This window comes from Streptomyces mangrovi (assembly GCF_900114215.1).
GTDB lineage: Bacteria > Actinomycetota > Actinomycetes > Streptomycetales > Streptomycetaceae > Streptomyces > Streptomyces barkulensis.
On sequence record NZ_FOSG01000013.1, the window covers coordinates 106654 to 132065 of the forward strand.

At 74.1% G+C, this 25412-nt stretch carries 24 protein-coding genes; 7 read left to right on the top strand and 17 right to left on the bottom strand.

What is annotated here, in order from left to right; all coding sequences use genetic code 11:
* Positions 1 to 41: 41 nt before the first annotated feature.
* Positions 42 to 1070: an N-acetyl-gamma-glutamyl-phosphate reductase gene (argC, locus tag BM237_RS18780; RefSeq protein WP_093850855.1), complete on the bottom strand. Its 1029-nt coding sequence runs from the start codon at positions 1068 to 1070 to the stop codon at positions 42 to 44.
* Positions 1071 to 1297: 227 nt separating this feature from the next.
* Positions 1298 to 1693, bottom strand: coding sequence for a DUF5997 family protein (locus tag BM237_RS18785; protein ID WP_093850856.1), 396 nt, complete (start codon positions 1691 to 1693; stop codon positions 1298 to 1300).
* 72 nt (positions 1694 to 1765) lie between these two features.
* Here BM237_RS18785 and BM237_RS18790 point away from each other — a divergent pair, with 72 nt between their 5' ends.
* Together BM237_RS18790 and BM237_RS18795 are read left to right on the top strand one after the other, a co-directional pair.
* Positions 1766 to 2587, top strand: a complete 822-nt coding sequence (locus BM237_RS18790) for a LysR family transcriptional regulator substrate-binding protein (protein ID WP_093850857.1) — start codon at positions 1766 to 1768, stop codon at positions 2585 to 2587.
* A gap of 136 nt (positions 2588 to 2723) precedes the next feature.
* On the top strand, positions 2724 to 3473 hold the full coding sequence (locus tag BM237_RS18795) for a MerR family transcriptional regulator (protein ID WP_093850858.1): 750 nt from the start codon (positions 2724 to 2726) through the stop codon (positions 3471 to 3473).
* Positions 3474 to 3555: 82 nt separating this feature from the next.
* Here the strand turns inward: BM237_RS18795 and BM237_RS18800 are convergent, their stop codons facing one another.
* Together BM237_RS18800 and BM237_RS18805 are read right to left on the bottom strand one after the other, a co-directional pair.
* A complete protein-coding gene (locus tag BM237_RS18800; RefSeq protein WP_093850859.1) occupies positions 3556 to 4128 on the bottom strand; it encodes a histidine phosphatase family protein in 573 nt (190 codons plus the stop codon).
* Positions 4129 to 4200: 72 nt separating this feature from the next.
* Positions 4201 to 4620, bottom strand: coding sequence for a GNAT family N-acetyltransferase (locus BM237_RS18805; RefSeq protein WP_175541056.1), 420 nt, complete (start codon positions 4618 to 4620; stop codon positions 4201 to 4203).
* Between the two features lie 183 nt (positions 4621 to 4803).
* On the opposite strand from BM237_RS18805, the gene BM237_RS18810 reads away from it, so the two are divergent.
* Entirely contained in the window at positions 4804 to 5025 is a 222-nt protein-coding gene (locus BM237_RS18810; protein WP_093850861.1) for a DUF1918 domain-containing protein, read from the top strand.
* 63 nt (positions 5026 to 5088) lie between these two features.
* On the opposite strand, the gene BM237_RS18815 is transcribed toward BM237_RS18810, so the two are convergent.
* Complete coding sequence (locus BM237_RS18815; RefSeq protein WP_093850862.1) at positions 5089 to 6348, bottom strand: glycoside hydrolase family 10-like protein; 1260 nt, start codon at positions 6346 to 6348, stop codon at positions 5089 to 5091.
* 227 nt (positions 6349 to 6575) lie between these two features.
* Between BM237_RS18815 and BM237_RS18820 the strand changes: the two genes are divergently transcribed.
* The gene (locus tag BM237_RS18820) at positions 6576 to 9323 is read left to right on the top strand and encodes a cellulose binding domain-containing protein (RefSeq protein ID WP_412720814.1); all 2748 of its coding nucleotides are present in this window, start codon (positions 6576 to 6578) and stop codon (positions 9321 to 9323) included.
* A 170-nt stretch (positions 9324 to 9493) separates the two neighbouring features.
* A complete protein-coding gene (locus BM237_RS18825) occupies positions 9494 to 10351 on the top strand; it encodes a 3-hydroxybutyryl-CoA dehydrogenase (RefSeq protein ID WP_093850863.1) in 858 nt (285 codons plus the stop codon).
* 153 nt (positions 10352 to 10504) lie between these two features.
* Here the strand turns inward: BM237_RS18825 and pheT are convergent, their stop codons facing one another.
* The 7 genes from pheT to infC form a co-directional block, all read right to left on the bottom strand.
* On the bottom strand, positions 10505 to 13042 hold the full coding sequence (gene pheT, locus BM237_RS18830) for a phenylalanine--tRNA ligase subunit beta (RefSeq protein WP_093850864.1): 2538 nt from the start codon (positions 13040 to 13042) through the stop codon (positions 10505 to 10507).
* On the bottom strand, positions 13042 to 14187 hold the full coding sequence (gene pheS / locus BM237_RS18835; protein ID WP_093850865.1) for a phenylalanine--tRNA ligase subunit alpha: 1146 nt from the start codon (positions 14185 to 14187) through the stop codon (positions 13042 to 13044). The genes pheT and pheS overlap by 1 nt, the downstream gene beginning before the upstream one ends.
* Before the next feature lie 191 nt (positions 14188 to 14378).
* Entirely contained in the window at positions 14379 to 15539 is a 1161-nt protein-coding gene (locus BM237_RS18840) for a sensor histidine kinase (RefSeq protein ID WP_425443712.1), read from the bottom strand.
* Between the two features lie 39 nt (positions 15540 to 15578).
* A complete protein-coding gene (locus BM237_RS18845) occupies positions 15579 to 16436 on the bottom strand; it encodes a TrmH family RNA methyltransferase (RefSeq protein ID WP_093850866.1) in 858 nt (285 codons plus the stop codon).
* Between the two features lie 137 nt (positions 16437 to 16573).
* Positions 16574 to 16957 carry a 50S ribosomal protein L20 gene (gene rplT / locus BM237_RS18850; RefSeq protein WP_093850867.1) on the bottom strand — a complete coding sequence of 128 codons (384 nt, stop codon included), beginning with the start codon at positions 16955 to 16957 and terminating at the stop codon, positions 16574 to 16576.
* A 137-nt stretch (positions 16958 to 17094) separates the two neighbouring features.
* Complete coding sequence (gene rpmI, locus BM237_RS18855; RefSeq protein WP_093850868.1) at positions 17095 to 17289, bottom strand: 50S ribosomal protein L35; 195 nt, start codon at positions 17287 to 17289, stop codon at positions 17095 to 17097.
* Positions 17290 to 17426: 137 nt separating this feature from the next.
* Positions 17427 to 18041 (bottom strand): translation initiation factor IF-3, encoded by a 615-nt coding sequence (gene infC, locus BM237_RS18860; RefSeq protein ID WP_093850869.1) that lies wholly within the window; start codon positions 18039 to 18041, stop codon positions 17427 to 17429.
* 422 nt (positions 18042 to 18463) lie between these two features.
* Here infC and BM237_RS18865 point away from each other — a divergent pair, with 422 nt between their 5' ends.
* A complete protein-coding gene (locus tag BM237_RS18865; RefSeq protein ID WP_175541057.1) occupies positions 18464 to 18868 on the top strand; it encodes a DUF1844 domain-containing protein in 405 nt (134 codons plus the stop codon).
* A gap of 99 nt (positions 18869 to 18967) precedes the next feature.
* Here the strand turns inward: BM237_RS18865 and BM237_RS18870 are convergent, their stop codons facing one another.
* From BM237_RS18870 to BM237_RS18880, 3 genes are read right to left on the bottom strand one after another with little or no spacing between them, the layout of a single operon-like run.
* Positions 18968 to 19708 carry an SseB family protein gene (locus BM237_RS18870; protein WP_093850870.1) on the bottom strand — a complete coding sequence of 247 codons (741 nt, stop codon included), beginning with the start codon at positions 19706 to 19708 and terminating at the stop codon, positions 18968 to 18970.
* A gap of 22 nt (positions 19709 to 19730) precedes the next feature.
* A complete protein-coding gene (gene mycP / locus BM237_RS18875) occupies positions 19731 to 20993 on the bottom strand; it encodes a type VII secretion-associated serine protease mycosin (RefSeq protein ID WP_093850871.1) in 1263 nt (420 codons plus the stop codon).
* Positions 20990 to 21787, bottom strand: coding sequence for a hypothetical protein (locus BM237_RS18880; RefSeq protein WP_342746245.1), 798 nt, complete (start codon positions 21785 to 21787; stop codon positions 20990 to 20992). Before BM237_RS18880 ends, mycP begins: the two co-directional genes overlap by 4 nt.
* Before the next feature lie 388 nt (positions 21788 to 22175).
* On the opposite strand from BM237_RS18880, the gene BM237_RS18885 reads away from it, so the two are divergent.
* Positions 22176 to 23390 (top strand): amino acid deaminase/aldolase, encoded by a 1215-nt coding sequence (locus tag BM237_RS18885; RefSeq protein WP_245793743.1) that lies wholly within the window; start codon positions 22176 to 22178, stop codon positions 23388 to 23390.
* Positions 23391 to 23475: 85 nt separating this feature from the next.
* Here the strand turns inward: BM237_RS18885 and BM237_RS18890 are convergent, their stop codons facing one another.
* Positions 23476 to 24441: a DUF2510 domain-containing protein gene (locus tag BM237_RS18890; protein ID WP_245793759.1), complete on the bottom strand. Its 966-nt coding sequence runs from the start codon at positions 24439 to 24441 to the stop codon at positions 23476 to 23478.
* Between the two features lie 148 nt (positions 24442 to 24589).
* Positions 24590 to 25411 (bottom strand): helical backbone metal receptor, encoded by an 822-nt coding sequence (locus BM237_RS18895; protein WP_175541059.1) that lies wholly within the window; start codon positions 25409 to 25411, stop codon positions 24590 to 24592.
* Position 25412: the final 1 nt, after the last annotated feature.

Consider the following 25412-nt stretch of genomic DNA (forward strand, 5'->3'; position numbering starts at 1 on the left):
GGCCGGCAGCCGCGCGTGCGTCCCCGGCAGGCGCCTCCGGTTCACGGAGCGACCCCGGTCACGGGGAGGCCGGTCTCCTCGGGAAGGCCGAGGGCGATGTTCATGCTCTGCACCGCGCCGCCCGCGGTGCCCTTGGTGAGGTTGTCGATGGCGCTGACGACGACCACGCGGTCGGCCGCCTCGTCGTACGCGACCTGGACCAGCGCGCTGTTGGAGCCGTACACGGCGGCGGTGGACGGCCACTGCCCCTCGGGCAGCAGATGGACGAACGGCTCGGCGGCCAGCGCCTTGTCGTACACCTCACGCAGCCGGTCGGCGGTCAGGCCGGACCGGGCCCTGGCGGTGCAGGTGGCCAGGATGCCCCGGGACATCGGGGCGAGGGTCGGAGTGAAGGAGACGGTGACCGGCTCGTCCGCGACGGCCGAGAGGTTCTGCGCCATCTCGGGGGTGTGCCGGTGGACGCCGCCGACGCCGTAGGGGCTCATCGAGCCCATCACCTCGCTGCCCAGCAGGTGGGGCTTGGGCGTCTTGCCCGCACCCGAGGTGCCGGTGGCCGCGACCACCACCACGTCGGACTCGACCAGGCCGGCCCCGAAGGCCGGGAAGAGGGCGAGCGTCACGGCCGTCGGATAGCAACCGGGGACCGCGACGCGCCGGGACCCCGTCAGCGCGTCGCGTGCCCCCGGCAGCTCGGGGAGGCCGTACGGCCAGGTGCCGGCGTGCGGCGTGCCGTAGAAGCGCTCCCAGTCCCCCGGATCCCTCAGCCGGAAGTCGGCCCCGCAGTCGATGACCAGCGCCTCGTCCCCGAGCTGCTCGGCGACGGCCGCGGACTGGCCGTGCGGCAGGGCGAGGAACACCACGTCGTGGCCGGTCAGCGCCTCCACCGTGGTGACCTCCAGGACACGGTCGGCAAGCGGCGGCAGGTGCGGCTGGAGCGCGCCCAGGCGCTGCCCGGCGTTGGAGTTGCCCGTCAGCGCCCCGATCTCGACCTCGGGGTGCCCGGTCAGCAGGCGCAGGATCTCGCCTCCCGCGTAGCCGCTCGCTCCCGCCACTGCCGCTCGCACTGCCATGGAATCCTCCTCATCGACAGCATGACTATACGCACCTCAGCAGTTTTATGCAATGAATTCATGGCGACACCGCGGGGGCGCAAGGAACGCGCCCCGGAAGACGACCGGCCCGCCGACCGGTCGGGGGACCGGTCGGCGGGCCGGACAGGACTGCGGCTGCGGCTGCGGCTCGGCGGTGAGTGCGGCGTCACACGGACGCCGCACGGTAGCGGCAGGGGGAGCGGGGGTCAGGGGCTGGGCCGGTCGCCCTGCTCCGCCTTCCGCTCCTTCAGGCGTGCCGCCTCCTTGCGGACCTCCGCCTGAGTGGCGCGCTCCTTCCGCAGCCACTCGGGGTTCTCCGCCTTGAGCGCCTCGATCTGCTCGGTGGTCAGGGGCTCGGTGATCCCGCCGCGCGCGAGTCCCGAGTTGGAGACGCCCAGCTTCGCCGCCACCACCGGACGGGGATGCGGTCCGTCGCGCCGCAGCTCCCGCAGCCACTCGGGCGGGTCGGTCTGCAGCGCGTTCAGTTCCGCGCGCGAGACGACGCCCTCCCGGAACTCGGCGGGGGTGGCCTCGAGGTACACACCCAGCTTCTTCGCCGCGGTGGCGGGCTTCATCGTCTGGGCGGTCTGCTGCGACTTCATGGGGTCCAGGGTATCGAGCGCCCACGGCTCCTCCCGCCACCCGGTTCCCCGGCCGCCCGGTAGCCTGGCTCGGTGAACGGCTCGGAAGCACCCCCCTCGTTCCGGCTCGCGTACGTCCCGGGAGTGACACCCACCAAGTGGGTGCGGATCTGGAACGAGCGTCTGCCCGGCATCCCGCTCGACCTCGTCCAGGTGCCCGCCGCCGAGGCGTCCGGTGTACTGCGCGACGGCGGCGCCGACGCGGGTTTCCTGCGCCTGCCCACCGACCGGACGGACCTCAGCGCCATCCCCCTCTACACCGAGACCACGGTGGTCGTGGTCCCCAGGGACCACCTCGTGACGGCGGCCGAGGAGGTGTCCGCCGGGGAACTGGCCGACGAGATCGTGCTGCACCCCCTCGACGACACCCTGGACTGGGAGCGCCCGCCGGGGCGGCCCGCCCTCGAGCGCCCCGCCACCACGGCGGACGCGATCGAACTGGTGGCGGCGGGGGTGGGGCTGCTCGTCGTACCGCAGTCGCTCGCCCGGCTGCACCACCGCAGGGACCTCACCTACCGGCCCGTCACGGACACCCCCCAGTCCCGCGTCGCGCTGTCGTGGCGGGAGGACCGGACCACCGATCTCGTGGAGGACTTCATCGGGATCGTCCGGGGGCGGACCGTCAACAGCACCCGGGGCCGGCGCCCCGCCGCCGAGGAGGCCGGGCCGGGCGGACGGGAGAGGCCGAACAGGCAGGAGAAGCAGGGCAGGGCGAAACCGCAGCGCTCGGACGGGGGCGGAGCGCGGCGGAAATCCGCGGCAGGCGGGCAGACCGGCCGGGCCGGACGGCGCGGCTCCGGCAGCGCCAAGGGCTCCGGAGGCGGCCGGCGCGGCAGGCCCCGCCGCAGGTCGTAGCGTCTCCGCCGCGCCCCTCACCGCGCTTCTGCGGCTCCGGGGGGCGGGCCCCGGCACCGGGCTTGTGGTTGACGCCGCGTAAACCCCTAGCCTCGTCAGCACCGACCGAACGACCGGGACTCGGAGGCCGCAGGCGATGGATTGGTCCATTCAGGAGATCGCCCGCTCGGCCGGGACCACCAGCCGCACCCTGCGCCACTACGACGCCGTGGGGCTGCTGCGTCCCAGCCGGGTCGGGCACGGCGGAATCCGCTACTACGACGAGCACGCGCTGGTGCGGCTCCAGCGGATCCTGCTGCTGCGCGAACTCGGCCTGGGGCTGGCCGCCATCTCCGAGGCCCTCGACGGGCAGCGGGACGCGGCCGCCGCGCTGCGCACCCATCTGGAGCTGCTCGAACGGGAGCGGGAGCGCCTGGGCCGGCAGATCGAGTCGGTACGGAAGACGCTGACCAGGATGGAAGGAGGCGAGCCCCTGATGCCACAGGAGGCTCTCGACGGTTTCGACCACACCAGGTACAAGGACGAGGTGATCGAACGCTGGGGCCGCGACGCCTTCGAGCGTGGCGACCGCTGGTGGCGCTCGCTGACGGAGGACGACAAGAAGTCCCTCCAGCAGCGCCGGATCGACATCACCACCGACTACGCCCGCGCCCACCGGGCCGGTCTCGCACCGGACAGTGAGGAGGTGCTCGCGATCACCCGGCGGCACTACGAGTGGGTGTCCGCCGGCTGGCAGGGCAGGCACCCCGGTGCGGAGCAGTTCGCCGGGCTCGGGCAGATGTACGTCGACGACCCCCGCTTCACCGCCACCTACGACCAGTACGGCGAGGGCACGGCGGCCTTCGTCCGGGACGCCATGGCCGCCTATGCCGAGCGCGAACTGTAGGGCTCCTCGGAGCAGGCGCGGCGAGGCGCCGCGGAAGTGCGGCGGGGGGTGCGGCCGGGAACGCCGCGCCCCCCGCCGCGCGTCAGTGGTCCATGGCCAGTGTCCAGTCCCCCGCCCACCCGGCCAGGGTGACCGACGACAGCGGCCGGACGTCCACACGCCAGTAGGTGTGCGGCGGCGCCTTCAGCGCGTACACCGCGGCCGCGCGCAGCACCGTCGGTTCGACGACCGCGGCGATCAGGGTGTCGCCCTCGCCACCCGGCCGGGTGTCCAGCCAGTCGCCCACCCGCAGGATGAAGGAGAGCAGCGACTCACCGCCGTGCGGGGTGGCGTGGGGGTCGGCGAGCCAGGCGTCCACGGCCCGCGGCTCGACCGCGGCGACCTCCCTGAGGGTGTGCCCGCGCCACCGGCCCATGTCGCACTCGCGCAGCGCGGGCTGGGCCAGCGGCCGCATCCCCAGGACGTCCCCGGTCTCGCGGCAGCGCATGGTCGGCGAGCAGTAGCGCAGTTCGGCGCCCGCCAAGTGCCCGTACGCCGGGAGGGCCCGCTCGGCCTCCCGCCACCCGGCGGCGTCCAGGGGGCGGTCGTCCTCGAAGCGCACGTCCAGCAGGGATGAGCTGCGGGCGGCGGCGAGCAGCGTGATCCGCAGGTGCATTACCGGATGGTAGAACCGTGAACCGGATTGTTCGACGGTCGGGCACGGACTGTTTTCGGACGTATGCCCGGATCACTCGGGGATCAGCGTCATCAGCCGCCCGGGATCCTCCGGCGGACGGAAGCCGACCCCCTCGTAGAGGCCGTGCGCGTCCTCGGTGGCCAGCAGCACCCGCCCGAGCCCGTACGGCTCGAGCTCCGCGAGCGCGGCTTTCACCAGCGCCTTCCCCAGACCCCGGCCGCGGGCGGCGGGGGCGACGTAGACGTCGCACAGCCAGGCGAAGGTGGCCCGGTCGGTGACCACCCGCGCGTAGCCGAGTTGCTCGCCGGTGGCCCTGTCGTACGCCCCGAGATTGAGCGAGCCCGCGATGGCCCTGTCCTGTTTGCCGCGGCTGCGGCCGAGCGCCCAGTAGGCATCGGTGGAAAGCCAGTGGTGGACGCGGGCTGCGTCGAGGCGGGCGGGATCGGTGGAGATCTCGTACGGGGTGCTCATGGCGGGAGAGCCTGGCAGCCGGTGCGCGGTCCGTCGACCGGTTTTGCCCCCTCCTCAGCTTCCCTCCGCTTCCCCCTGCCCCCTGTTCCCCTCCGCATCCGTGTTCGCGGGCGCCCGGCCGCCCTCCGCCTCTAGAATCGTGATGAACAGGATTTTCTTCTCGATACGGACAGGAGACCGCCGATGCAGGCGAACGCGGGCGACCTGCTGCTGGTCCACGGCAGGTTCGTGGGGCAGCACGAGAGGGTCGCGGAGATCATCGAGGTACTGGGGACGAACGGCGAGCCGCCGTACCGGGTCCGCTTCGAGGACGGGCACGAGACCGTCATGTCACCGGGGCCCGACTCCGTGGTGCGGCGCCACGGCGAGCCCCTGCTGGAGCACGGCGAGCCCCGGCGCCGCTGACGCCGGGGCCGCGCACCGGACGAAGGAACACGGAAGGAGACGGGGGCCGCCGCGGGAGACCGGCTAGCGGGGCGCCCGCACCGGTCGGTCGTAGTGGTCCTCCACCACCCGGCTCATGGCCCCGATCGGGTCCGCGGCGACGTGCTTCGCCGAGAAGTAGACGTTGCCGCGGACCTCGGGGTGACGGCCGCAGAGCGTCAGATGGCGGGAGAGCTCGGCCGGGTCGTGCCAGGCCGGCCCCTGGGCCGGATCGCCCGCCTTGTACAGCGCCTCGCCGATGTGGAGTTCGACGCCGGTGTCCCGCACCACATCGGCCCACCAGGGCACCAGCTTCGCGTAGTCGGCGGCGGCGAAGCCGATGTTCCAGTACACCTGCGGCACGATGTGGTCGACCCAGCGCTCGCGCACCCACTTGCGGGTGTCGGCGTACAGGTCGTCGTAGGTCTCCACGCCCGCGCGGGTGTCGGAGCCCTCCGGGTCGGTGCCCGCGTTGCGCCACACGGCGAAGGGGCTGATCCCGAAGCGCACGCGCGGCTTGGTCCGCCTCAGGCGCAGCGAGGTCTCCCGCACCAGCTTGTCGATGTTGTCGCGCCGCCAGTCGGCCCGGTCGGCGAAGGCACCGCCGTACCGCTCGTAGGCCTCGTCGTCGTCGAAGACCTCCCCCGCCACCGGGTACGGGTAGAAGTAGTCGTCCCAGTGCACGCCGTCGATGTCGTAGCGCTCCACCGCGTCGAACATCGCGTCCTGGACGAAGGCGCGCACCTCGGGCAGCCCGGGGTTGTAGTAGAGCTTGCCGCCGTAAGCCACCACCCACTCCGGGCGGCGGCGTGCGGGGTGGGAGTCGGCCAGCCGCCCGGGATCGTCGTGGTTGGCCACCCGGTAGGGGTTGAACCAGGCGTGCAGCTCCAGCCCGCGACGGTGCGCCTCGCACACGGCGAAGCCCAGCGGATCCCAGCCGGGATCCTCGCCCTGGGTGCCGGTGAGGTACTGCGCCCAGGGCTCGTGGGGCGAGGGCCACAGGGCGTCCGCGGTGGGCCGCACCTGGAGGAACACCGTGTTGAGGCGGCGCTCGACCGCCGTGTCCAGATGCGCCAGCAGCTGTCTTCGCTGCTCGGCCGGGGCGAGCCCGGGCCTGGTCGGCCAGTCGATGTTGGCGACGGTGGCCACCCACATCCCGCGCAGTTGCGGGCGCTGCCGGTACCGGCCGCCCCCGCCGCCCTCCTGCGCGGCCGACGCCGCACCCGCCCCCGGACCCGTCAGCAGCGAGCCGGAGAGCACCCCGACCGCCGCCGCACCGAAGGTTCTCCTGGAGAAAAGCCCCATGCTGCCTCCTTCGACGACGACTCACCCGATCATCCCGGCCGGGTAGCGGCATGGCAACTGCGCGTAACGGTCGAGTGCGCGCCGGCCGATGCCGCGCCGTCCTCCTGACGCACCCCCTTATGCGAACACTGTTCGACAACTAGCATCCGCACACCTGGGAGCGCTCCCAAAGATTGGTTGATCCCCTCACCGCCCACCTGGGCGGATCTGCCCGGAGAGGACGTATCGTGCCCGGAAGACGATCGGCCGGCGCCGCCCTGGCGGCGCTGGCACTGGCCGGAGGATTACTGACCGCCTCCATGAGCCCGGCCTCGGCCGGCCCCGAGGCCCCGCCGGGGGGCGTCGAGGTCTCGGCCGACAGCTACACCTGGAAGAACGTCCGGATCGACGGTGGCGGCTTCGTGCCCGGCATCGTCTTCAACCCCTCGGAGAAGGACCTGGTCTACGCCCGGACCGACATCGGCGGCGCCTACCGCTGGGACGAGGCCGGGAAGCGGTGGACACCGCTGCTGGACTCCGTGGGCTGGGACGACTGGGGTCACACGGGGGTGGCGTCCCTGGCCACCGACCCCGTCGACCCCGACAACGTGTACGTCGCCGTCGGCAACTACACCAACGACTGGGACCCGAACAACGGCGCGGTCATGCGATCGTCGGACCGCGGGGCCACCTGGAAGAAGACCGAGCTGCCCTTCAAGCTCGGCGGGAACATGCCGGGCCGGGGCATGGGCGAGCGGCTGGCCGTCGACCCCAACGACAACCGCGTCCTCTACCTGGGCGCCCCCAGCGGCCACGGCCTGTGGCGCAGCACCGACTCCGGCGCCACCTGGTCCGAGGTGGAGAGCTTCCCCAACCCCGGCACCTACGTCCCCGACCCGGACAGTGACAACAGCTATCTGACGGACGAGGTCGGCGTCGTCTGGGTCACCTTCGACGAGCGCACCGGCAGCGCCGGAAGCCGGACCGGGACGATCTACGCCGGCGTCGCCGACAAGGAGGAGTCGGTCTACCGCTCCACCGACGGCGGTGCCACCTGGGAGGCCGTCCCCGGCCAGCCCACCGGCTACCTCCCCCACAAGGGCGTGCTGGACACCGACAGCGGCCACCTCTACATCGCCACCTCCGACACCGGCGGCCCGTACGACGGCGCCAAGGGCCAGGTGTGGCGGTACGACACCGGCAGCGGTGAGTGGACGGACGTCAGCCCGGTGCCCGAGGCCGACACCTACTTCGGCTACAGCGGGCTGACGGTCGACCGCCAGAACCCGGGCACGGTCATGGTCACCGGCTACAGCTCCTGGTGGCCGGACACCCAGATCTTCCGCAGCACCGACAGCGGCGAGACCTGGACCGGCGCCTGGGAGTACGAGGGCTACCCCAACCGCTCCGACCGCTTCACCATGGACGTCTCCTCCGTGCCCTGGCTGACCTTCGGCGGCAACCCCTCCCCGCCGGAGACGGCGCCGAAGCTGGGCTGGATGACCGAGTCGCTGGAGATCGACCCGTTCGACTCCGACCGGATGATGTACGGCACCGGGGCCACGGTCTACGGCACCGAGGAGCTGACCTCCTGGGACCGCGACGAGACCTTCACCGTCAAGCCGATGGTCGAGGGCCTGGAGGAGACCGCGGTCAACGACCTGATCAGCCCGCCCTCCGGAGCCCCGCTGCTCAGCGGCATGCTCGACATCGGCGGCTTCCGGCACACCGACCTGGACCGGGTGCCGGAGCTGATGTACCGGTCGCCGTTCATGGAGGCCGTCTCCAGCCTGGACTACGCCGAGAAGGACCCGAACACGGTGGTCCGGGCCGGCAGCGGCGAGAGCGGGCAGCACATCGCCTTCTCCACCGACAACGGCGCCAACTGGTTCGCCGGCAGCGGCCAGCCGTCCGGGGTGACCGGCGGCGGCACGGTGGCCGCGGCGGCCGACGCGAGCGGCTTCGTGTGGAGCCCGGAAGGCGCCGGCGTGCACCGCACCACCGGCTACGGCAGCTCCTGGTCGGCCTCGCGGGGCATCCCGGCGGGTGCTCGCGTCGAGGCGGACCGGGTGGACGCCGACACCTTCTACGGCTTCTCGGGCGGGACCTTCTACGTCAGCGGCGACGGCGGCGCCACCTTCACCGCCTCCGGCGCCACCGGGCTGCCCGCCGACGGCGACGTCCGCTTCAAGGCCGTGCCCGGCGAGGAGGGCCACATCTGGCTCGCGGGCGGCAGCGGCGACGCCTACGGGCTGTGGCGCTCCACCGACGGCGGGGAGAGCTTCGCCCGGGTCGCAGGCGTCGAGGAGGCGGACACCATCGGCTTCGGCAGGGCCGCGCCGAACGCCTCGTACCCCGCCCTGTACAGCAGCGCGAAGATCGGCGGGGTGCGGGGGATCTACCGCTCCGACGACGCCGGGGCGAGCTGGGTGCGGATCAACGACGACGCCCACCAGTGGGGCTGGACCGGCGCGGACATCACCGGCGACCCGCGGGTGTACGGACGGGTCTACGTGGCCACCAACGGCCGCGGAATCCTCTACGGCGACAGCCCCGGGACGACCGACCCGACGGACCCGACGGACCCGACCGATCCGGAGGAGCCCGGCGACCCGGACGACCCCGAGGACCCCGAGGAGCCGGGGGACCCGGGGGATCCCGGTGAGCCGGGCACCGCGCGGTGCGCCGTCGCCTACGAGGTCACCAACCAGTGGCAGGGCGGCTTCCAGGCCGACGTCACCGTGCGGAACACCGGCGACACGGCCGTCGACGGCTGGGAGGCGGCCTGGTCCTTCACGGACGGCCAGCGGGTCGACCAGATGTGGAACGCCTCCTTCACCCAGAGCGGCGCCACGGTGACGGCCTCCTCGGTGGGCTGGAACGCGCGACTGGAACCGGGCGCCTCGGCGTCCTTCGGCTTCACCGGCTCCTGGTCGGGCGCCAACGGCGTCCCCGACTCCTTCGAGCTCAACGGGGCGGCCTGCACGACAAGCTGACCGTGCGGGCGTCCGCACGGACCGCCGTGCGGACGGCCGGTCGGCCGGGGCCGCGAAGCCCCGGCCGACCGTTTCTCCGGCGCGACGCGGTAACGTCGGTCGGCGAGGCGCTGCGGCCGGAACCGTACGGGGGCGGCGTCACGGACCAGTGGATCAGCGAAAGGCACGATGTGACCGACATCGAACGCGTCGGAGTGGTTGGCTGCGGCCAGATGGGCTCGGGTATCGCCGAGGTCTGCGCACGGGCCGGCCTGGACGTCATGGTCGCCGAGACCACCGGCGAAGCCCTGGAGATAGGCCGTACCCGGCTGGTGACCTCCCTGGACAAGGCCGCCGCACGAGGCAAGATCAGCGAGGCGGAGCGCGACGCCACCCTGGAGCGCCTCTCCTTCACCACCGACCTCGGCGAGTTCGCCGACCGCGATCTGGTGGTCGAGGCGGTCGTGGAGAACGAGCAGGTCAAGACCGAGATCTTCCAGATCCTCGATCAGGTGGTGACCAGCCCGGACGCGATCCTGGCCTCCAACACCTCCTCCATCCCGCTGGTGAAGCTGGCCGTGGCGACCGCCCGCCCGGACCGGGTGATCGGCATCCACTTCTTCAACCCCGCGCCGGTGCAGCGGCTGGTGGAGCTGATCCCCGCGCTGACCACCTCCGACGACACCATCGCGCGGGCCGAGACCGCGGTCGTCAAGCTGCTGGGCAAGCACGCCATCCGCGCCCAGGACCGCTCGGGCTTCGTGGTCAACGCGCTGCTGATCCCGTACCTGCTCTCGGCGATCCGGATGTTCGAGACGGGCATCGCCAGCCGCGAGGACATCGACAACGGCATGGAGATGGGCTGCGCACACCCCATGGGGCCGCTCAAGCTCGCCGACCTCATCGGCCTGGACACCGTCGCCTCGGTCGCGTACTCGATGTACGAGGAGTACAAGGAGCCGCTGTACGCCGCCCCGCCGCTGCTCCAGCGGATGGTCGACGCCGGCCGCCTGGGCCGCAAGACCGGCGCGGGCTTCTACACGTACTGAGATCCGCCGAGCCGCACGGCGCCGGCCGGGCCGCGCGGAGGCGGGAACGCCGACGGCGGGGCACCCCTTGTCGAAGGGGGTGCCCCGCCGTCGGCGTTCTGCGTTCCCCGTCCGCCGGCACCGGGCGGGCCGGCCGCGGCGGACGGGAGGCGGCTACGCGCCGCGCAGCACCGCGCCGGTACGCGTGACCGCCGCGGCCACCGCGGTCTCGCGGGCGGCCGTGGCCTCCTCGGCGGTCAGCGTGCGGTCGGGCGCGCGGAAGCGCAGGGCGTAGGCCAGGGACTTCTTCCCCTCGCCGAGCTGCTCGCCGGTGAAGACGTCGAACAGCCGCAGCGACTCCAGCAGCTCGCCCGCGCCGTCGCGCAGCGCCGACTCGACCTCGGCCGCCGGGACGGAGGCGTCCACCACCAGGGCGACGTCCTGCGTGGCCACCGGGAAGGTGGACACGTGCGGGGCCTGCGGAGCGCCCGAGGAGGCCCGCTCCAGCAGATCGAGGTCGATCTCCATGGCACAGGTGCGGGCGGGCAGCTGCATCGCCTTGATCACGCGCGGGTGCAGCTCGCCGGCGTGCCCGACCAGGGTGCGCCCACCGTCGGCGCCCGCGTACAGCGCGGCGCAACGTCCCGGGTGCCAGGGAGCGTGCCGGTCGGCCTCCACCTCCAGCTCCACACCGGCCTCACGGGCGACGCCGCGGGCCGCCTCGACCGCGTCGGCCCAGGTCGCCGGGCGGCCCTTGCCCCACCAGCCGGCCTGCTCGCGCGCCCCGGCCAGTACGACCGCGGCCCGGCGCGGCTGCTCGGGCAGCGCGGCGGTGAGGGAGGCGAGTTCCTCGTCGGTGGGACGGCGGTCGACCGGCAGCCGGACGGCGGCGGTCTCCTGCCCGGTGGGGCGGAAGACCAGGCCGGTCTCGAAGAGCGCCAGATCGTGGGAGCCCCGGCCGTCGTTGCGGCGCAGTGCGGCGAGCAGCCCGGGCAGCAGCGTGGTGCGCAGCGCCGGCTCCTCGTCGGAGAGCGGGTTGACCAGCCGTACAGTGCGGCGGCGGGGGTCGTCCGCCTCCAGGCCGAGCCGGTCGAAGGCGGCGTCCCCGACGAACGGGTAGTTCGGCGCCTCGACGTACCCCGCTCCGGCCAGCGCCCGCCCGACCCGGCGGCGCAGCCGCTGCCGTTCGGTCAGACCGCGGCCCGAGGGCAGGCGCGGCAGGGTGGAGGGCAGTGCCTCGTAGCCCTCCAGCCGCATGACCTCCTCGGCCAGGTCGTTGGGGTCGGTCAGGTCCGGCCGCCACGACGGCACGGTCACGGTCAGCTCGTCGGTGCCGTAGACGTCGCAGCCCACGTCCTGCAGCCGACGCGCCACGGTCTCGCGGCCGTAGGCCACGCCCGCGACCCGGTCCGGGTGGTCGGCGCGCATCCTGACGGTGTGCGGGCCGCTGGGCGAGACGATCTCGGTCACGCCCGCCTCGGCGGTGCCGCCCGCCAGCAGGACCAGCAGGTCCACGGTGCGCTGGGCGGCGGCGGAGGCGGCCTGCGGGTCGACGCCGCGCTCGAAGCGCCTGGACGCCTCGGAGGACAGCTTGTGGCGGCGGGCGGTGCGGGCGATGGAGACCGCGTCGAAGTGCGCGGCCTCGATCACGATCTCGGTGGTGCCCGCCGCCTCCTGTGCGTCGGCGATCTCGGTGTCGGCTCCGCCCATCACCCCGGCCAGGCCGATGGGCCCGCTGTCGTCGGTGATGACCAGGTCCTCGGGGTGCAGCTCGCGCTTGGTGCCGTCGAGGGTGGTGAGCTTCTCCCCCGGCCGGGCCCGGCGCACGCCGATCGCCCCGCTGACGCGGGAGCGGTCGTAGGCGTGCAGGGGCTGACCGAGTTCGAGCATCACGTAGTTGGTGATGTCCACGGCCAGCGAGATCGGGCGCATGCCGGCCTTCTGCAGCCTTCGCCGGAGCCAGATCGGGGAGCGGGCGTCGGGCCGCACACCGGTGACCGTGCGGGCGGTGAAGCGGTCGCAGCCGCGCCGGTCCTCCACCTTCACCGGGTGGCCGTGCTCGTTGGGCACGGGGACGTCCAGCAGCGCCGGGTCGCGCAGCGGCAGGCCGTAGGCGGTGGCCGCCTCGCGGGCGACGCCGCGCATGGACAGGCAGTAGCCGCGGTCGGGCGTGACGGCGATGTCGAGGACCTCGTCGACCAGCTCCAGCAGCTCGATCGCGTCGGTGCCCACCTCGTGCTCGGGCGGGAGCACGATGATGCCCTCGTGGTCGTCGCCCATGCCCAGCTCACCGGCCGAGCAGATCATGCCCTCCGACAGCTTGCCGTAGGTCTTGCGGGAGCCGATCCGGAAGTCGCCGGGCAGCACGCCGCCGGGCAGGATCACCACGACCTTGTCGCCGACGGCGAAGTTGGTGGCGCCGCAGACGATGTTCTGCGGCTCACCCGTGCCTCCCCCGGAGCCTCCGGCCCGGGAGGCGCCCCCGGCCTCGCCGACGTCGACCTGGCAGTAGCGGATCGGCTTCTTGAAGCCGGTCAGCTCCTCGATCGCCAGGACCTGGCCGACGACCAGCGGCCCGGTGATGTCGGCGCCGAGCCGCTCGACGGTCTCGACCTCCAGCCCGGCCGCGATCAGCTTCGCCGCGACGTCGCGGCCGGTCTCACCGGCCGGCAGGTCGACGTACTCCCGCAGCCACGAAAGCGGGACCCGCATCAGATCTCCATCCCGAACGGCCGGGTGAACCGGACGTCACCCTCGACCATGTCTCGCATGTCCTCGACGTTGTGGCGGAACATCAGCATCCGCTCGATGCCGAACCCGAAGGCGAAGCCGCTGTAGCGCTCCGGGTCCACGCCGCAGGCGGTCAGCACCCGCGGGTTGACCATGCCGCAGCCGCCCAGCTCGATCCAGCCTTCGGAGGAGCAGGTGCGGCAGGGACGGTCGGGGTTGCCGACGGACTCCCCGCGGCAGGCGAAGCACACCATGTCCATCTCGGCGGACGGCTCGGTGAAGGGGAAGTACGACGGGCGCAGCCTGGTGCGCAGGTCCTCGCCGAACAGGGACCTGACCATGTGGTCCAGGGTGCCCTTGAGGTCGGCCATGGTCAGGCCCTCGTCCACGGCGAGCAGCTCGACCTGGTGGAAGACCGGTGTGTGGGTCGCGTCCAGCTCGTCGGTGCGGTAGACCCGACCGGGGCAGATCACGTACACCGGCGGCTTCCGCTCCAGCAGGGAGCGGATCTGCACCGGCGAGGTGTGGGTGCGCAGCACGACGCCCGACTCCCCCTCGCCGGAGCCGCCGGAGCCGCCGGATTCGCCGGGGCCCTGGACGAAGAAGGTGTCCTGCATGGTGCGGGCCGGGTGGTCCGGGGCGATGTTGAGGGCGTCGAAGTTGAACCACTCGGCCTCGGCCTCGGGTCCCTCGGCGACCTCGTAGCCCATCGCCACGAAGACGTCCTCGATCCGCTCGGACAGCGTGGTCAGCGGATGGCGGGCGCCCGCGGGGACGCGGTCGAAGGGCAGGGTGACGTCCACCGCCTCCTCGACCAGCACGCGCTCGTCGCGCTCGGCCTCCAGCTCCTCCTGGCGCCGCTTGAGGGCCTGGCCCACCGCGCCGCGCGCCTGGCCGACGCGCCGGCCGGCCTCGGCCTTGGCGTGCGGCGGCAGGGCGCCGATCTCGCGGTTGGCCAGCGCCAGCGGCGAGCGGTCGCCCGCGTGGGCGGCCTTCACCTCGCGCAGCGCCTCCAGATCACCGGCGGCGGCGATCGCGGCGAGGGCCGCGTCCCGTGCCCGGTCGATCTCTTCCGGTTTCAGTGCCTCGACCTCTACGGGGTCGTACGACTTGTTGGGTGCGGACATCTCTTCCCGTGCTTTTCGGTTGGCCCGTGGTTTCGGTTGGCTGCTGCGCCCCGCTCCGGCGCTTCGGCACCCTTGGTCTCTCGGCTGGTTTCTCGGCGGAGCCGGTTCCCGGGCCGCTCGAAGGTACCGGTTGCCGAGTCTACGGGGCGAGGAAGATCGCTACTGACCCGGAGGAGCCCGCGGGCGCCCGCTCAGGCCATGAAGGCCGGGACGCCCGCGGGCAGGGTAAATCGGAACTCGGCGCCGCCCGCGGACGAGCGGCCGACCGTGATCACCCCGCCGTGGGCCTCGACGATGCCCTTGACGATGTACAGGCCCAGGCCGGTGCCGCCGCGCTTGCTGCCGCGCCAGAAACGGGTGAAGACGCGGCTCATCGACTCCTCGGGGATGCCGGGGCCCTCGTCGCTCACCGTGACCGCCGTTCCTTCGTCGCCCGTCTTCGTCCGTGCCGGTGCCACCTCTATGGTGACCGTTCCCTCGCCGTGGCGCACGGCGTTTTCCAGCAGGTTGCCGAGCACCTGGTCGATCTTGTCGGGGTCCGCCCACAGCGGCGGGAGCGGAGTGACGATCCTGCGGGCGAAGCGCTCCTCGGGGCGGCCCGCCGCGATGTGGGCGCGGACGTGCCGCTCCACGGCGGCGGCCATGTCGACGGGCTGGCGGTGGATCTCCAGCCGCCCGGAGTCGATGCGCGAGATGTCCAGCAGTTCGGTGATGAGCCGGGTGACGCGGTCGGCGTCGGCGTCCACCGTCTCCAGCATCAGCCGCTTCTGGTCGTCGGTGAACCTCTCCCACTTGGCCAGCAGCGTCGCGGTGAAGCCCTTCACCGAGGTCAGGGGCGAGCGCAGTTCGTGGGCGACGGTGGCGATCAGCTCGGCGTTGCTGCGCTCGGTGCGCCGCCGGGCCTCGGTGCCGCGCAGGGTGACCACCAGGCGTTGCACGGGGCCGGCGGGGCGGGCGCGGACGTACCGGGCGGAGACCAGGACCTCCCGGCCTCCGGGGAGTAAGAGGTTGCGTTCGGGCTGGCCGGTGCGGATGACCAGGCCCCCATAGGGGTCGGTGACCTTCCACCAGCGCCGCCCCCTCAGGTCCTCCAGGGGCAGGACCTGCTCGACGGGGCGGCCCAGCGCCTCCTCGCGCGGCAGTGCGGTGATACGGGCGGCGGCGGCGTTGAAGCAGACGACCCGGCCACGGGCGTCGGCGACGACCAGTCCGTCGGGCAGGTCGTCGGGGAGCACCCCAGCGCCGTCGGGCCGCGGCGGCTCCCGCCGCGCGGGGAGGCCGCGGGGTGTACGGGGCGCGCCGGGCGCCTCGGGCGGCACGCCGTCCTGCCCGCCGGACGTCCTCACGTCCACTCCCGTTCACCCCCTTCGGTCCCCGGGGCCGCCACCCTACTAGCCCGGAGTCACGCTGCGGCACCCTCCGGGTGCGCGCTGCGCACGGGCCGAGGCGTAGAGGCAGACCGCGGCGGCGGTCGCGAGGTTCAGACTCTCCGCGCGTCCGTGGATGGGGACGCGCACCACCTCGTCGGCCAGCGCGCGGGTCTCCTCGGGCAGCCCCCAGGCCTCGTTGCCGAAGACCCAGGCGGTGGGGCCGCCCATGCGGCCCTCGTCCAGTTCGGTGTCCAGGTCGTGCTCGCCCGCGCCGTCGGCGGCCAGCACCCGCACACCCGCCTCGCGCAGCCCGGCCACGGCCCGCTCGACGGGGACCCCGACGGCGACGGGGAGGTGGAAGAGGCTGCCGACCGAGGCCCGTACCGACTTGGGGTTGTACAGATCCACCGAGGCGTCGGTGAGCACCACCGCGTCGGCGCCGGCCGCGTCCGCGCAGCGCAGCACCGTCCCGGCGTTCCCGGGGTCGCGCACGTTGGCGAGGACGGCCACCAGCTTCGGGCGGGCGGCCAGCACCCGGTCGAAGGGCAGGTCGAGGAAGCGGCAGACTCCGACCAGTCCCTGCGGGGTGACGGTCTGCGACAGCTCCGCGATCACCTCGTCGGTGGCGGTGCGGATGCGGGCCCCGGCGGCGCGGGCGGCGGCAACGATGTCGGCGTGCCGCTCGGCGGCCTCGGGGGTGGTGAACAGCTCGGTGAGCGTGGGCTCGCCGCCGCTGCGGTGGCCGACCGCCTCGCGCACGGCCTGGGGTCCCTCGGCGAGGAAGCGGCGCTCCTTGCCGCGGGTGTTGCGGCGGGCCAGCCGTCGGGCGGCGGTGACGCGCGGGGAGCGCGGGGAGGTCAGTTCCGGGGCGGCGGCCATGGCGCGGCGTTCTCGCTTCTCGGGTTTCTCGGGGCTTCTCGGCGGGCTGAAGGACTGGACGGCCGGGCAGGCCGGGGGCAAACGACCGGACCCGCGGGCTCGATGGCCCGCGGGTCCGGTGGCGTCCCGTGCCGTCGTCAAGCGGCCTTGGGGGCGTTGACGTCGCTCGGCAGCGCCTTCTTGGCCACCTCGACCAGCGCGGCGAACGCGTTCGGGTCGTTGACCGCGAGGTCGGCCAGGATCTTGCGGTCCACCTCGATCTCGGCGGCCTTCAGCCCCTGGATGAAGCGGTTGTAGGTCATGCCGTTGGCGCGGGCGCCGGCGTTGATCCGCTGGATCCACAGCTGCCGGAAGTCGCCCTTGCGGCGCTTGCGGTCGTTGTAGTTGTAGACCAGGGAGTGGGTGACCTGCTCCTTCGCCTTGCGGTAGAGGCGGGAGCGCTGGCCGCGGTAACCGCTGGCCTGCTCGAGGATCGCCCGGCGCTTCTTGTGGGCGTTGACCGCCCGCTTGACGCGTGCCACGTGAATTACTCCTTGTCGCGGGGCCGGTGTGGTGGTCCGGCTGCCGTGCTACGGCGCCGTCGGCCCGAAGGTTCGATGGGGTCCCGGTGTCCGGTGTCCTGCGCCCGGCCGGTCACGGGGACCGGCGGGCGGCGGGCTCACTTGCCGAGAAGCTTCTTGATCTTCTTGGCGTCGGCCGGAGCCATCTCGGTCTTGCCGGCAAGGCGGCGCGTCAGCGTGGACGGCTTGTGCTCGAGAAGGTGGCGGCGGCCGGCGCGCTGGCGCATCACCTTGCCGGAGCCGGTGATCTTGAAGCGCTTGCTCGCACCGCTGTGCGTCTTGTTCTTCGGCATGTCGCCGTTCTCTCCTCGTCGGTGGCGCCGCCGGAGCCGGCCGTGGGCCGGCGTGCGGCAGCGTCAGCTGTTTCGGTTGCTGTCCGGGCCCGGGAAGGGGCCCGTGCGACCCGGCGGCCGGCTCCGCGGCCGCCGGATCATGCCTCGGCGCGCTCCTCGGCAGGGGCTTCGTTCCCCTGCTGCTGGCGCTCCGCCTTGCGGGCGGCCTGCGCCTCACGGGCTTCGGCCATCGCCTCGGTCTTCTTCTTGTGCGGACCGAGGACCATGATCATGTTCCGGCCGTCCTGCTTGGGGTTCGACTCGACGAAGCCCAGGTCCTGGACGTCGTCCGCGAGGCGCTGGAGCAGCCGGTAGCCCAGCTCGGGACGGGACTGCTCACGACCGCGGAACATGATCGTGATCTTGACCTTGTCCCCCTGCTTGAGGAACCGGACGACGTGACCCTTCTTGGTGTCGTAGTCGTGCGGATCGATCTTCGGCCGGAGCTTCATCTCCTTGATGACCGTGTGCGCCTGGTTCTTGCGCGCCTCACGGGCCTTCATGGCCGACTCGTACTTGAACTTTCCGTAGTCCATGAGCTTGCACACCGGCGGACGGGCGTTCGCCGCGACCTCGACCAGGTCGAGGTCGTACTCCTGGGCAAGCTCCAGGGCCTTGGCAAGCGGCACGATGCCGACCTGCTCGCCACTGGGACCGACGAGTCGCACCTCGGGGACGCGAATCCGGTCGTTGATGCGGGGCTCGGCGCTGATGGGGCCTCCTCGGTTGCGCCACGCGGATGCCTGGCGGACAGCCGCGCACGGTTGCGTTCGGTACGACCACCGAACCGGAACGCGAAAACGCCCCGGACGGGACGCAGGCGGGGCTCCTCATTGACCGGGAGCACCGCCGCGATACACCGCGGGGCGCAGCCTGACCTGTGACCCGCCGACCCGGAGGTCGATCGGGTGGGAGCTTCGGAGCCTCCACTTGCGGGCCGGAACGCGCTCTGCGCGGATCGCTCGGGTGCATCATCTGGATGATCCACCCGGGTGGTCACAGCGGGAGTATGGTCCGGCCGGTCGATTTCCCAGCATAGCAGGGTCGCGGGGAACTTCCTCCCCGGGCGTCGTACGCGCGCGCGACGGGCGGAGCCTAGGCTGGAGCGCACCCGACCAGCAGGAAGCGGAGAACGATGAGCGACGACAGCGGCACCCCCACCCCCTCCCCCGGCGCCGCCGGAGGGGCCGGAGGGGCCGGAGGGGCAGCCGACTTCGAGACGATGACCCGCGACATCGCGGACGTGCCCGCGGTCGAGGTGATCACCACGGTCGCGGTCCATCTGATGAGTTCGGCCGCGGTCAACCTGGGCCTGGCCGAGGGCGGCGAGGACCACAAGGACCTGGACGAGGCCCGCAAGCTGATCCAGGCGCTGGCCGGGCTGGTGACCGCCGCCGCCACCGAGATCGGCTCCTACCACGCCGCTCCGCTGCGCGACGGGCTGAAGTCGCTCCAGCTCGCCTTCCGCGAGGCGTCGGCGGTGCCGGACGAGCCGGGTCAGGGGCCGGGCGAGAAGTTCACCGGCCCGGTCATCGGCTGAGGGCCGCCGGCCCGGGCTCCCGGCGTCCGGCACGGCCGTCCCGTCCGTCCCGTTCGCCACAGACGGTCCCGTCCGGCACGGCCGTCCGGCCGCGGCCGCTCAGTCGCGGTCGTACAGCGGGCGCCCCGGCAGGGCTCCCTCCGGCGGCAGCAGGGCCAGATCCAGACCGCGCACCAGGCGCGCGCGGAGTGTCTCGTCCGCCGCGAGCGCGGCGGCCACCCGCCCGGCGGTCTCGCGCGGCGGCGCGGCCGGGTCCAGGCGCAGGGCCAGCACTCCGTCGGTGCCGCGGCCGGGCCCCAGCCGGGCGGCGCTCACCGCGGGCTCGGCGGCCAGCACCGTGCGCAGCGCCTCGGTGACGGCCGGGTCCTCCAGCGGATCGGCGGCCTCCGCGCGGCCCTCGGCGAGGGCCAGCAGCGCGGGGCCGGTGAGCTGGTAGGTCACCGGCCCGGCGAGATCCAGCACGAGGGTGTCGGCGCCCTCCTGGGCGAGAGCCTGGAGCGCCTGGCGCAGGGGGACGGCGACCGGACGGGCCTGAGGGCGCCAGCGGGCCAGGCTGTCGGTGGAGGTGAAGGCCGGCAGGGCCTTCCGCCCGCCCGGCGCGCTGAGCGTGGGCACCGCCATGTCGCTGGTCTTCTCCCGGCGCAGACCGTCCTCGCCGGTCTCCACCTCGCCGAGGACGGCGACCACGGGCACCAGCAGCCGGGCCCTGGCCAGGGCGGCCAGCACCTCCGGCTCGGCGGTGCGGTCCTGTGCCCAGGCGGCCAGCGCCCGGGCGAGTGCGGGGTCGGCCGAGCCGTCGTCGCCGGAGAAGCCGGGATCGGGGATGTTCTTGAGCGCCACGCCTCGAGGGTATCCGCCCGGTTCAGACGGTCTGCCCCCCGGCCCGCTCCCCGCTGCGCACCCCTTGTCGCTTCGCCGGCCGGTCGCCCCGGTACAGCAGTACGGCGCAGAGCACCAGCAGCAGGCCGGCGACCGCGGCGGCGGGCGCCAGCCGGCCGCCGTACCCGCGCTCGGTGGCCGGACCGGCGCCGAAGTACTCCTTCGGATAGGCCTCGGCCACCGGCTGCTGCCGCCGCGGCTCGATCTTCGCGCCCAGCTCGATGGCGGCGGCCGGGTCGACGATCCCGCTGCCCAGGTCGTCGCTGCGCCCGCCGGGCGGGGTGTTCCGGGCGGTCTGCGCGATCAGCTCCTTGATCTGCGCCGGACTGAGATCGGGGTGGGCGGCCCGTACCAGTGCCACGCAGCCGGAGACGAAGGCGGCCGCGGCACTGGTGCCCCAGCCCTCGTAGTACTCGCGGTCGGGGTAGGTGATGATCACATCGTCGCCGGGGGCGCTGACGGTCGCGTACCAGCGGCGCGTGGAGAAGGGGGCGCGCCGGCCGGTGCGGTCCACCGCGGTCACGGCGATCACGCCGGGGTAGGCGGCCGGATAGGAGGCCCGGTCGCCCCTCTCCCCTCCGTTGCCGGCGGAGGCGACCACCACCGAGCCCTTGCCCAGCGCGTAGCGGACGGCGGCGTCCTCGGACGGGTCGGGGTGGGCGGAGGCGCTGTCGTCGCCCAGGGAGAGGTTGATGACGTCGGCGCCCTGGTCGGCGGCCCAGCGGATGCCCTCGGCCAGCGCCTCGCCACGCTCCTCGCGAGCTCTCTTCCGCTGCGGGTCGCCGTCCTCCAGCAGGACGCGCACGGGCAGGATCCGCGCCTCGGGCGCGACTCCGAGGACTCCCTGCGAGTCGCCGGGGCCATGGCCGCGTCCGGCGATGATCCCGGCCATCGCGGTGCCGTGGCGGGCCCAGTGCTCGTCGCCCCGGCGGGCCCCGAAGCCGATGAGGTCCCTGCCCTTCAGCACCCGGCCGCGCAGGTCGGGGTGGCCGGCGTCGACCCCCGTGTCGAGCACGGCGACGGTGACGCCCTGCCCCCTGGTGGTGTTCCAGGCGTCGCGCGCGCCCACCGCGTCCAGGCCCCACTGCCGGTCGCGTACCTCGTCGGCGTGCGCGGCGGGCGCGGTCAGCAGGAGGCAGGCGCAGAGCACCGCGAACGCCGACAGCGCGGAGAGCAGCCCGGCGGCGCGGCGGGAACGGCGGGTGTGCGGGGGGTTCGCGGTGGCGGGGAGGCCCGTCGTGTTCATCGGTCCTGTCCGGTTTCCTGGGCGACGATGCGGCGCAGGCCGCGCTCGATGCGGTCGGCGATGCCGCGGGCGTCGTGGCCGAGGCCCGCCTGGGCGGGTGCGGTGGTCTGGTCCTCCAGGACCGCCTCGGAGGCCGGCTGCGGGTCGCCGACGGTACGGCCGTCGGCGAAGCCGGAGACGGTGTAGACCACCACGGGGGCGTCGACGAGCGGCCGTACCGTCCAGCTCGCGCGCTGGGCGTCGCCGAAGCGGGCCGCGGCGGTGCCGCGCGCCGCGTACGGACGGGGCATCAGATCGGCGCGCAGTTCCAGGTTCTCCTCGTCGAACCGCTCGCGCAGGGCGCGCATGTCCTTCTCGTCGGACTCGGTGAACAGCAGCCCGACCGTGGTGACGCCGCTGCCGGTCTCGTCCGTGTACGTGGCGCGCAGCAGCCGCTCGCAGCCGGCCGGCGCGAGGATCCCGGCCAGCGGAGGGTCGAAGGCGTCGCGGCAGCCGGCGTCGGGGGCGACCGCCACCCGGGTCCAGCGCCGGTCGGCGCGTCCCGGTCCGGCGCCCCTGCCGCGCAGGGTGCGGGGGAAGAGCGTGTCGACGGGTATCTCGCGCCACAGCGAGCGCGTCTCGGCGTAGTCGGCCGCGGGACGCTCGCCGGAGTCGCCGGCGAGCCAGACCCCGGCGGCGGCCCCGCCCAGCAGCCCGAAGCCCAGGACGAGGCAGACGGCCGCTGCGGCGGTGCGGGCCGGCCCGCGCACGCGCCGCCCCGGCCCCGGGGCGGCGACCGGTGCGTCCGGGTACACCAGGGGGCCGGTGAACCGCGGTGGCGGCGGCCCCGTCGCTATCGGGGGCGCGGCGGCCGCGACCCGGGGAGCTCTCGGCGGCACGGCGGGCCGCGGTGGCAGGACGGGTGGGAGCGGAGCCCGGACCGGGTCGGCCTCAGTGCTCACCGGCACCCCCTCGTGTTCTGTGCCGCCCCGTCGAGTCCCTTTCGGGGCAGGCCGGTCGGTATCGGGACATCACACCGCTGACCAGCGGCCGACGGTGATGTGCGCGTCACTCTACGGGGATCCGGCACGGTGGCGGCAACCCGCGTCCCGGCCTCCGCGCGGGGCTCCGGTCCCGTGTGCGGGACCGAGCCGCCGCCACCGGGTCTGTCGCGGGCACGGTGGACTCTGGCAAGCTGCCGGGGTGTTCGACGCGACCGCTGATCCCGCAGCCGACCGGGCCCGCTACGACCGGGCCACCGCCCATCTCGACGCGCCGCTCGCCGTCGTCGACCTGGCGGCGTTCGACGCCAACGCCGCCGATCTGGTGCGCCGCGCCGACGGCAAGCCCGTCCGCGTGGCCAGCAAGTCCGTGCGCTGCCGCGCCCTGCTGGAGCGCGCGCTGGCGCGGGACGGGTTCGCCGGGGTCATGAGTTTCACGCTCGCCGAGTCGCTGTGGCTGGCCCGCTGCGGGTTCGACGACGTCCTGCTCGCCTACCCGTCGGCGGACCGGGCCGGTTACGCCGAGCTGGCCTCCGATCCGAAGCTGGCCGCAGCCGTGACGGTGATGGTCGACGACCCCGCACAGCTCGCCCTGATCGACGCGGCCCGCGGCGGCGGACGCGAGGAGATACGGGTCTGCCTGGAGCTGGACGCCTCGCTGTGGCTGCTGGGGGGCCGGGTGCGGATCGGCGCACGGCGCTCGCCGCTGCACTCCCCCGCCCAACTGGCCGAGCTGGCCCGGTCGGTGGCGCGCCGGCCCGGCTTCCGGCTGGTGGGCCTGATGGCGTACGAGGGGCACATCGCGGGTGTGGGCGACGCTCCCCCCGGGCGCCCGCTGCGCGCGCGGGCGGTGCGGCTGATGCAGTCGGCCGCGCGGCGCGAGCTGGTCCAGCGGCGCGCGGCGGCGGTACGCGCGGTGCGGGCGGTGGCGCCGGACCTGGAGTTCGTCAACGGCGGCGGGACCGGGAGCGTGCAGCACACCGCCGCCGAGGAGGCGGTCACCGAGATCGCCGCGGGTTCGGGGCTGCTGATGCCCCGCCTGTTCGACCACTACACCTCGTTCTCCGGCCGTCCCGCGGCGCTGTTCGCGCAGCCGGTGGTGCGGCGGCCCGGAGTGGGCGTGGTGACGGTGCTCGGCGGCGGCTATCCGGCCTCCGGCGCGGCGGGCCGGGACCGGCTGCCGGTGCCGTATCTGCCGGCCGGGCTGCGCTACGACCCGGCGGAGGGGCCGGGCGAGGTGCAGACGCCGCTGCTCGGACCGCCCGCCGACGACCTGCTGATCGGCGACAAGGTGTGGTTCCGGCACGCCAAGGCAGGGGAGCTCTGCGAGCGTTTCGCGGCACTGCACCTGATCGAGGGCGACCGGGTGGCGGCGACGGTGCCGACCTACCGCGGCGAGGGCCGCACCTTCCTCTGAGCTTCCCCGGCCACCGGGCTTCCCGGCCCGGCCTGCCCGTGTCGTGCCGGGGCGGGCCGGGGCGGGCCGGGGGCCGGGGCGGGTCTCAGACCTCCATGCCGGGGCCGCCGGCGGCGCGGACGCCGGCCACGATCCGGTCCATCTCGCCGGGGTCCGGGGCGTCGGCGTGGATGTCGAAGCCCAGACGCATCACCAGCATCCGGCCGCTGCCGTCGGGCGCGGGGAAGACCACGGTTTCCACGTACGCGTCGGGCTCCAGCTCGTTGGCGATCCGCCAGCGCACCCGGTGGCCCTTCTGCCCCGCGACGGTGACCTCGCCAAAGGAGACCACCTCGTGCTCCTCGATCCCGCCGTAGCCCCTGGTGTCGTAGGACTCCTCGGCGTGACGGGCGATGTCCGCCTCGGCCATCGCCCGCGGGCCCGCACCCGTGGGGTCGTCGGCGGCCCGCAGGGAGACACCGGCGCGGACGCAGGTGAGGGAGGCGTCCCCGGGACAGGGGTAGGAGCCGGAGGACAGCCAGATCCCGCTGTCGGTCTCCGACTCGTTCCAGCCCTCGGGGACGGGGACGCTGACGCCGTTGACGCGGTCGACCGCGGTGCCGGGGGTGCCGTCGTCGCCCTCCTCGCCCCCCGGGCCTCTGTCCGGCTCGTCCTCCTCCGGCCCGCCGGACGGCGCTCCGCCGGGCTTCCCGTCCTCGCCGGCGGTGGCGCCGGGCCGCGCCCGCCGGTCGTCAAAGCCGTCGGAGCCGCCGGAGCCGCCGAGCAGGAGCAGTCCTCCCGCCAAAAGCGCGCTCACCACGACCGCGGCGGCTATGACGGCGGCCACCAGCGGCCCGCGCGACGGCCTCGCCTCCGGTTCCCGTGGGAGGACGGCCGGCTGCCCGTACGGGGGGTGCGTGTCCCGGGTGCCGTACATGTCGTGGACCTCGTGTGCGCCGGAGCCGGCGGTCCGGGTGTGTCCGGTCCAGGCCGAACCGTCCCACCAGCGCTCCGGTGCCGGGCCGGGGCCCGTGTGCCCGGGGTCCGCGTACCAGCCGGGCGGTGTCATCATGCTCACGGCGTGCACAGTAGCGCCAACCGGCGCCCGGGAGGACCGGTGCGCCCCCATCGGCCGCGACGGCGCGGGGTACGCCCCGGCATGCCGCGGTCCGCCGGGAGTCCGGCGTCGGCGGGCCGGGAGCCGCGGCGACGCGCGCCGGTCAGGACGGCGGAGCGGCCGGGCGGTCGGTCGGCGGGCCGGAGGGTGCGGCGGCCAGCGCCGCGCCGAGCACGGCCGGCGCCTCGGTCAGCGAGGGCCCGTACCAGGTCAGATGCCGCCCGCTGACGAGGGCCGCGGGCAGACCGGGGAACGCCTCGGGGCCGTCGTCGGCGGTGAAGCGGTACGGCTCGTCGGGCAGCACCACGAGATCGGCCCGGCCCGGCTCGTTCAGCTCCCCGATCCCGGCGCGCGGATAGCGCTCGGCGTGGCCGGCGTAGGCGTTGCGCACACCGAGGCGGGCCAGGATGTCGCCCGCGAAGGTGTCCCGGCCCAGCACCATCCACGGCCGCCGCCAGACCGGCACCACGGCGGTGGCCTCGACCGCGGGCCGCAGCGCGCTCCAGGCGTCCTCGGCCTCGTCCAGCCAGGCGGGCCGGGGCAGTCCGCACCCGGCGGTGAGCACCCGGTCCAGTTCGGCGAACGCCTGCGGAAGCGTGCGGATCTCGGTGACCAGTACCTCGATGCCCGCGCCGCGCAGGGCGGCGAGGTCGGCGGGGCGGTTCTCCTCCTCGTTGGCGACGACCAGATCGGGACGGAGGGCCGCGATCCGCTCCAGGTCGGGGTTCTTGGTGCCCCGCACCCGCGCCACGTCCAGGCCGGGCGGATGGCTGCACCAGTCGGTGGCCCCGACCAGCAGTTCCGGGCCGGTGGCGGCCACCGCCTCGGTCAGCGACGGCACCAGCGAGACGACGCGGCGGACGGTGCCGCGGCTTTGGGGCCGGGTCCGGAGGGAGGGAGTCCGGTGCCGTCGTGCGGTCGCCATG

Bases quoted from the DNA above. Each gene is read 5' to 3' on its own strand.
- argC (WP_093850855.1), bottom strand. From the start codon at position 1,070: ATGGCAGTGCGAGCGGCAGTGGCGGGAGCGAGCGGCTACGCGGGAGGC.
- BM237_RS18785 (WP_093850856.1), bottom strand. From the start codon at position 1,693: ATGAAGTCGCAGCAGACCGCCCAGACGATGAAGCCCGCCACCGCGGCG.
- BM237_RS18795 (WP_093850858.1), top strand. From the start codon at position 2,724: ATGGATTGGTCCATTCAGGAGATCGCCCGCTCGGCCGGGACCACCAGC.
- BM237_RS18800 (WP_093850859.1), bottom strand. From the start codon at position 4,128: ATGCACCTGCGGATCACGCTGCTCGCCGCCGCCCGCAGCTCATCCCTG.
- BM237_RS18805 (WP_175541056.1), bottom strand. From the start codon at position 4,620: ATGAGCACCCCGTACGAGATCTCCACCGATCCCGCCCGCCTCGACGCA.
- BM237_RS18810 (WP_093850861.1), top strand. From the start codon at position 4,804: ATGCAGGCGAACGCGGGCGACCTGCTGCTGGTCCACGGCAGGTTCGTG.
- BM237_RS18815 (WP_093850862.1), bottom strand. From the start codon at position 6,348: ATGGGGCTTTTCTCCAGGAGAACCTTCGGTGCGGCGGCGGTCGGGGTG.
- pheT (WP_093850864.1), bottom strand. From the start codon at position 13,042: ATGCGGGTCCCGCTTTCGTGGCTGCGGGAGTACGTCGACCTGCCGGCC.
- pheS (WP_093850865.1), bottom strand. From the start codon at position 14,187: ATGTCCGCACCCAACAAGTCGTACGACCCCGTAGAGGTCGAGGCACTG.
- BM237_RS18845 (WP_093850866.1), bottom strand. From the start codon at position 16,436: ATGGCCGCCGCCCCGGAACTGACCTCCCCGCGCTCCCCGCGCGTCACC.
- rpmI (WP_093850868.1), bottom strand. From the start codon at position 17,289: ATGCCGAAGAACAAGACGCACAGCGGTGCGAGCAAGCGCTTCAAGATC.
- BM237_RS18865 (WP_175541057.1), top strand. From the start codon at position 18,464: ATGAGCGACGACAGCGGCACCCCCACCCCCTCCCCCGGCGCCGCCGGA.
- mycP (WP_093850871.1), bottom strand. From the start codon at position 20,993: ATGAACACGACGGGCCTCCCCGCCACCGCGAACCCCCCGCACACCCGC.
- BM237_RS18890 (WP_245793759.1), bottom strand. From the start codon at position 24,441: ATGATGACACCGCCCGGCTGGTACGCGGACCCCGGGCACACGGGCCCC.
- BM237_RS18895 (WP_175541059.1), bottom strand. From the start codon at position 25,411: ATGGCGACCGCACGACGGCACCGGACTCCCTCCCTCCGGACCCGGCCC.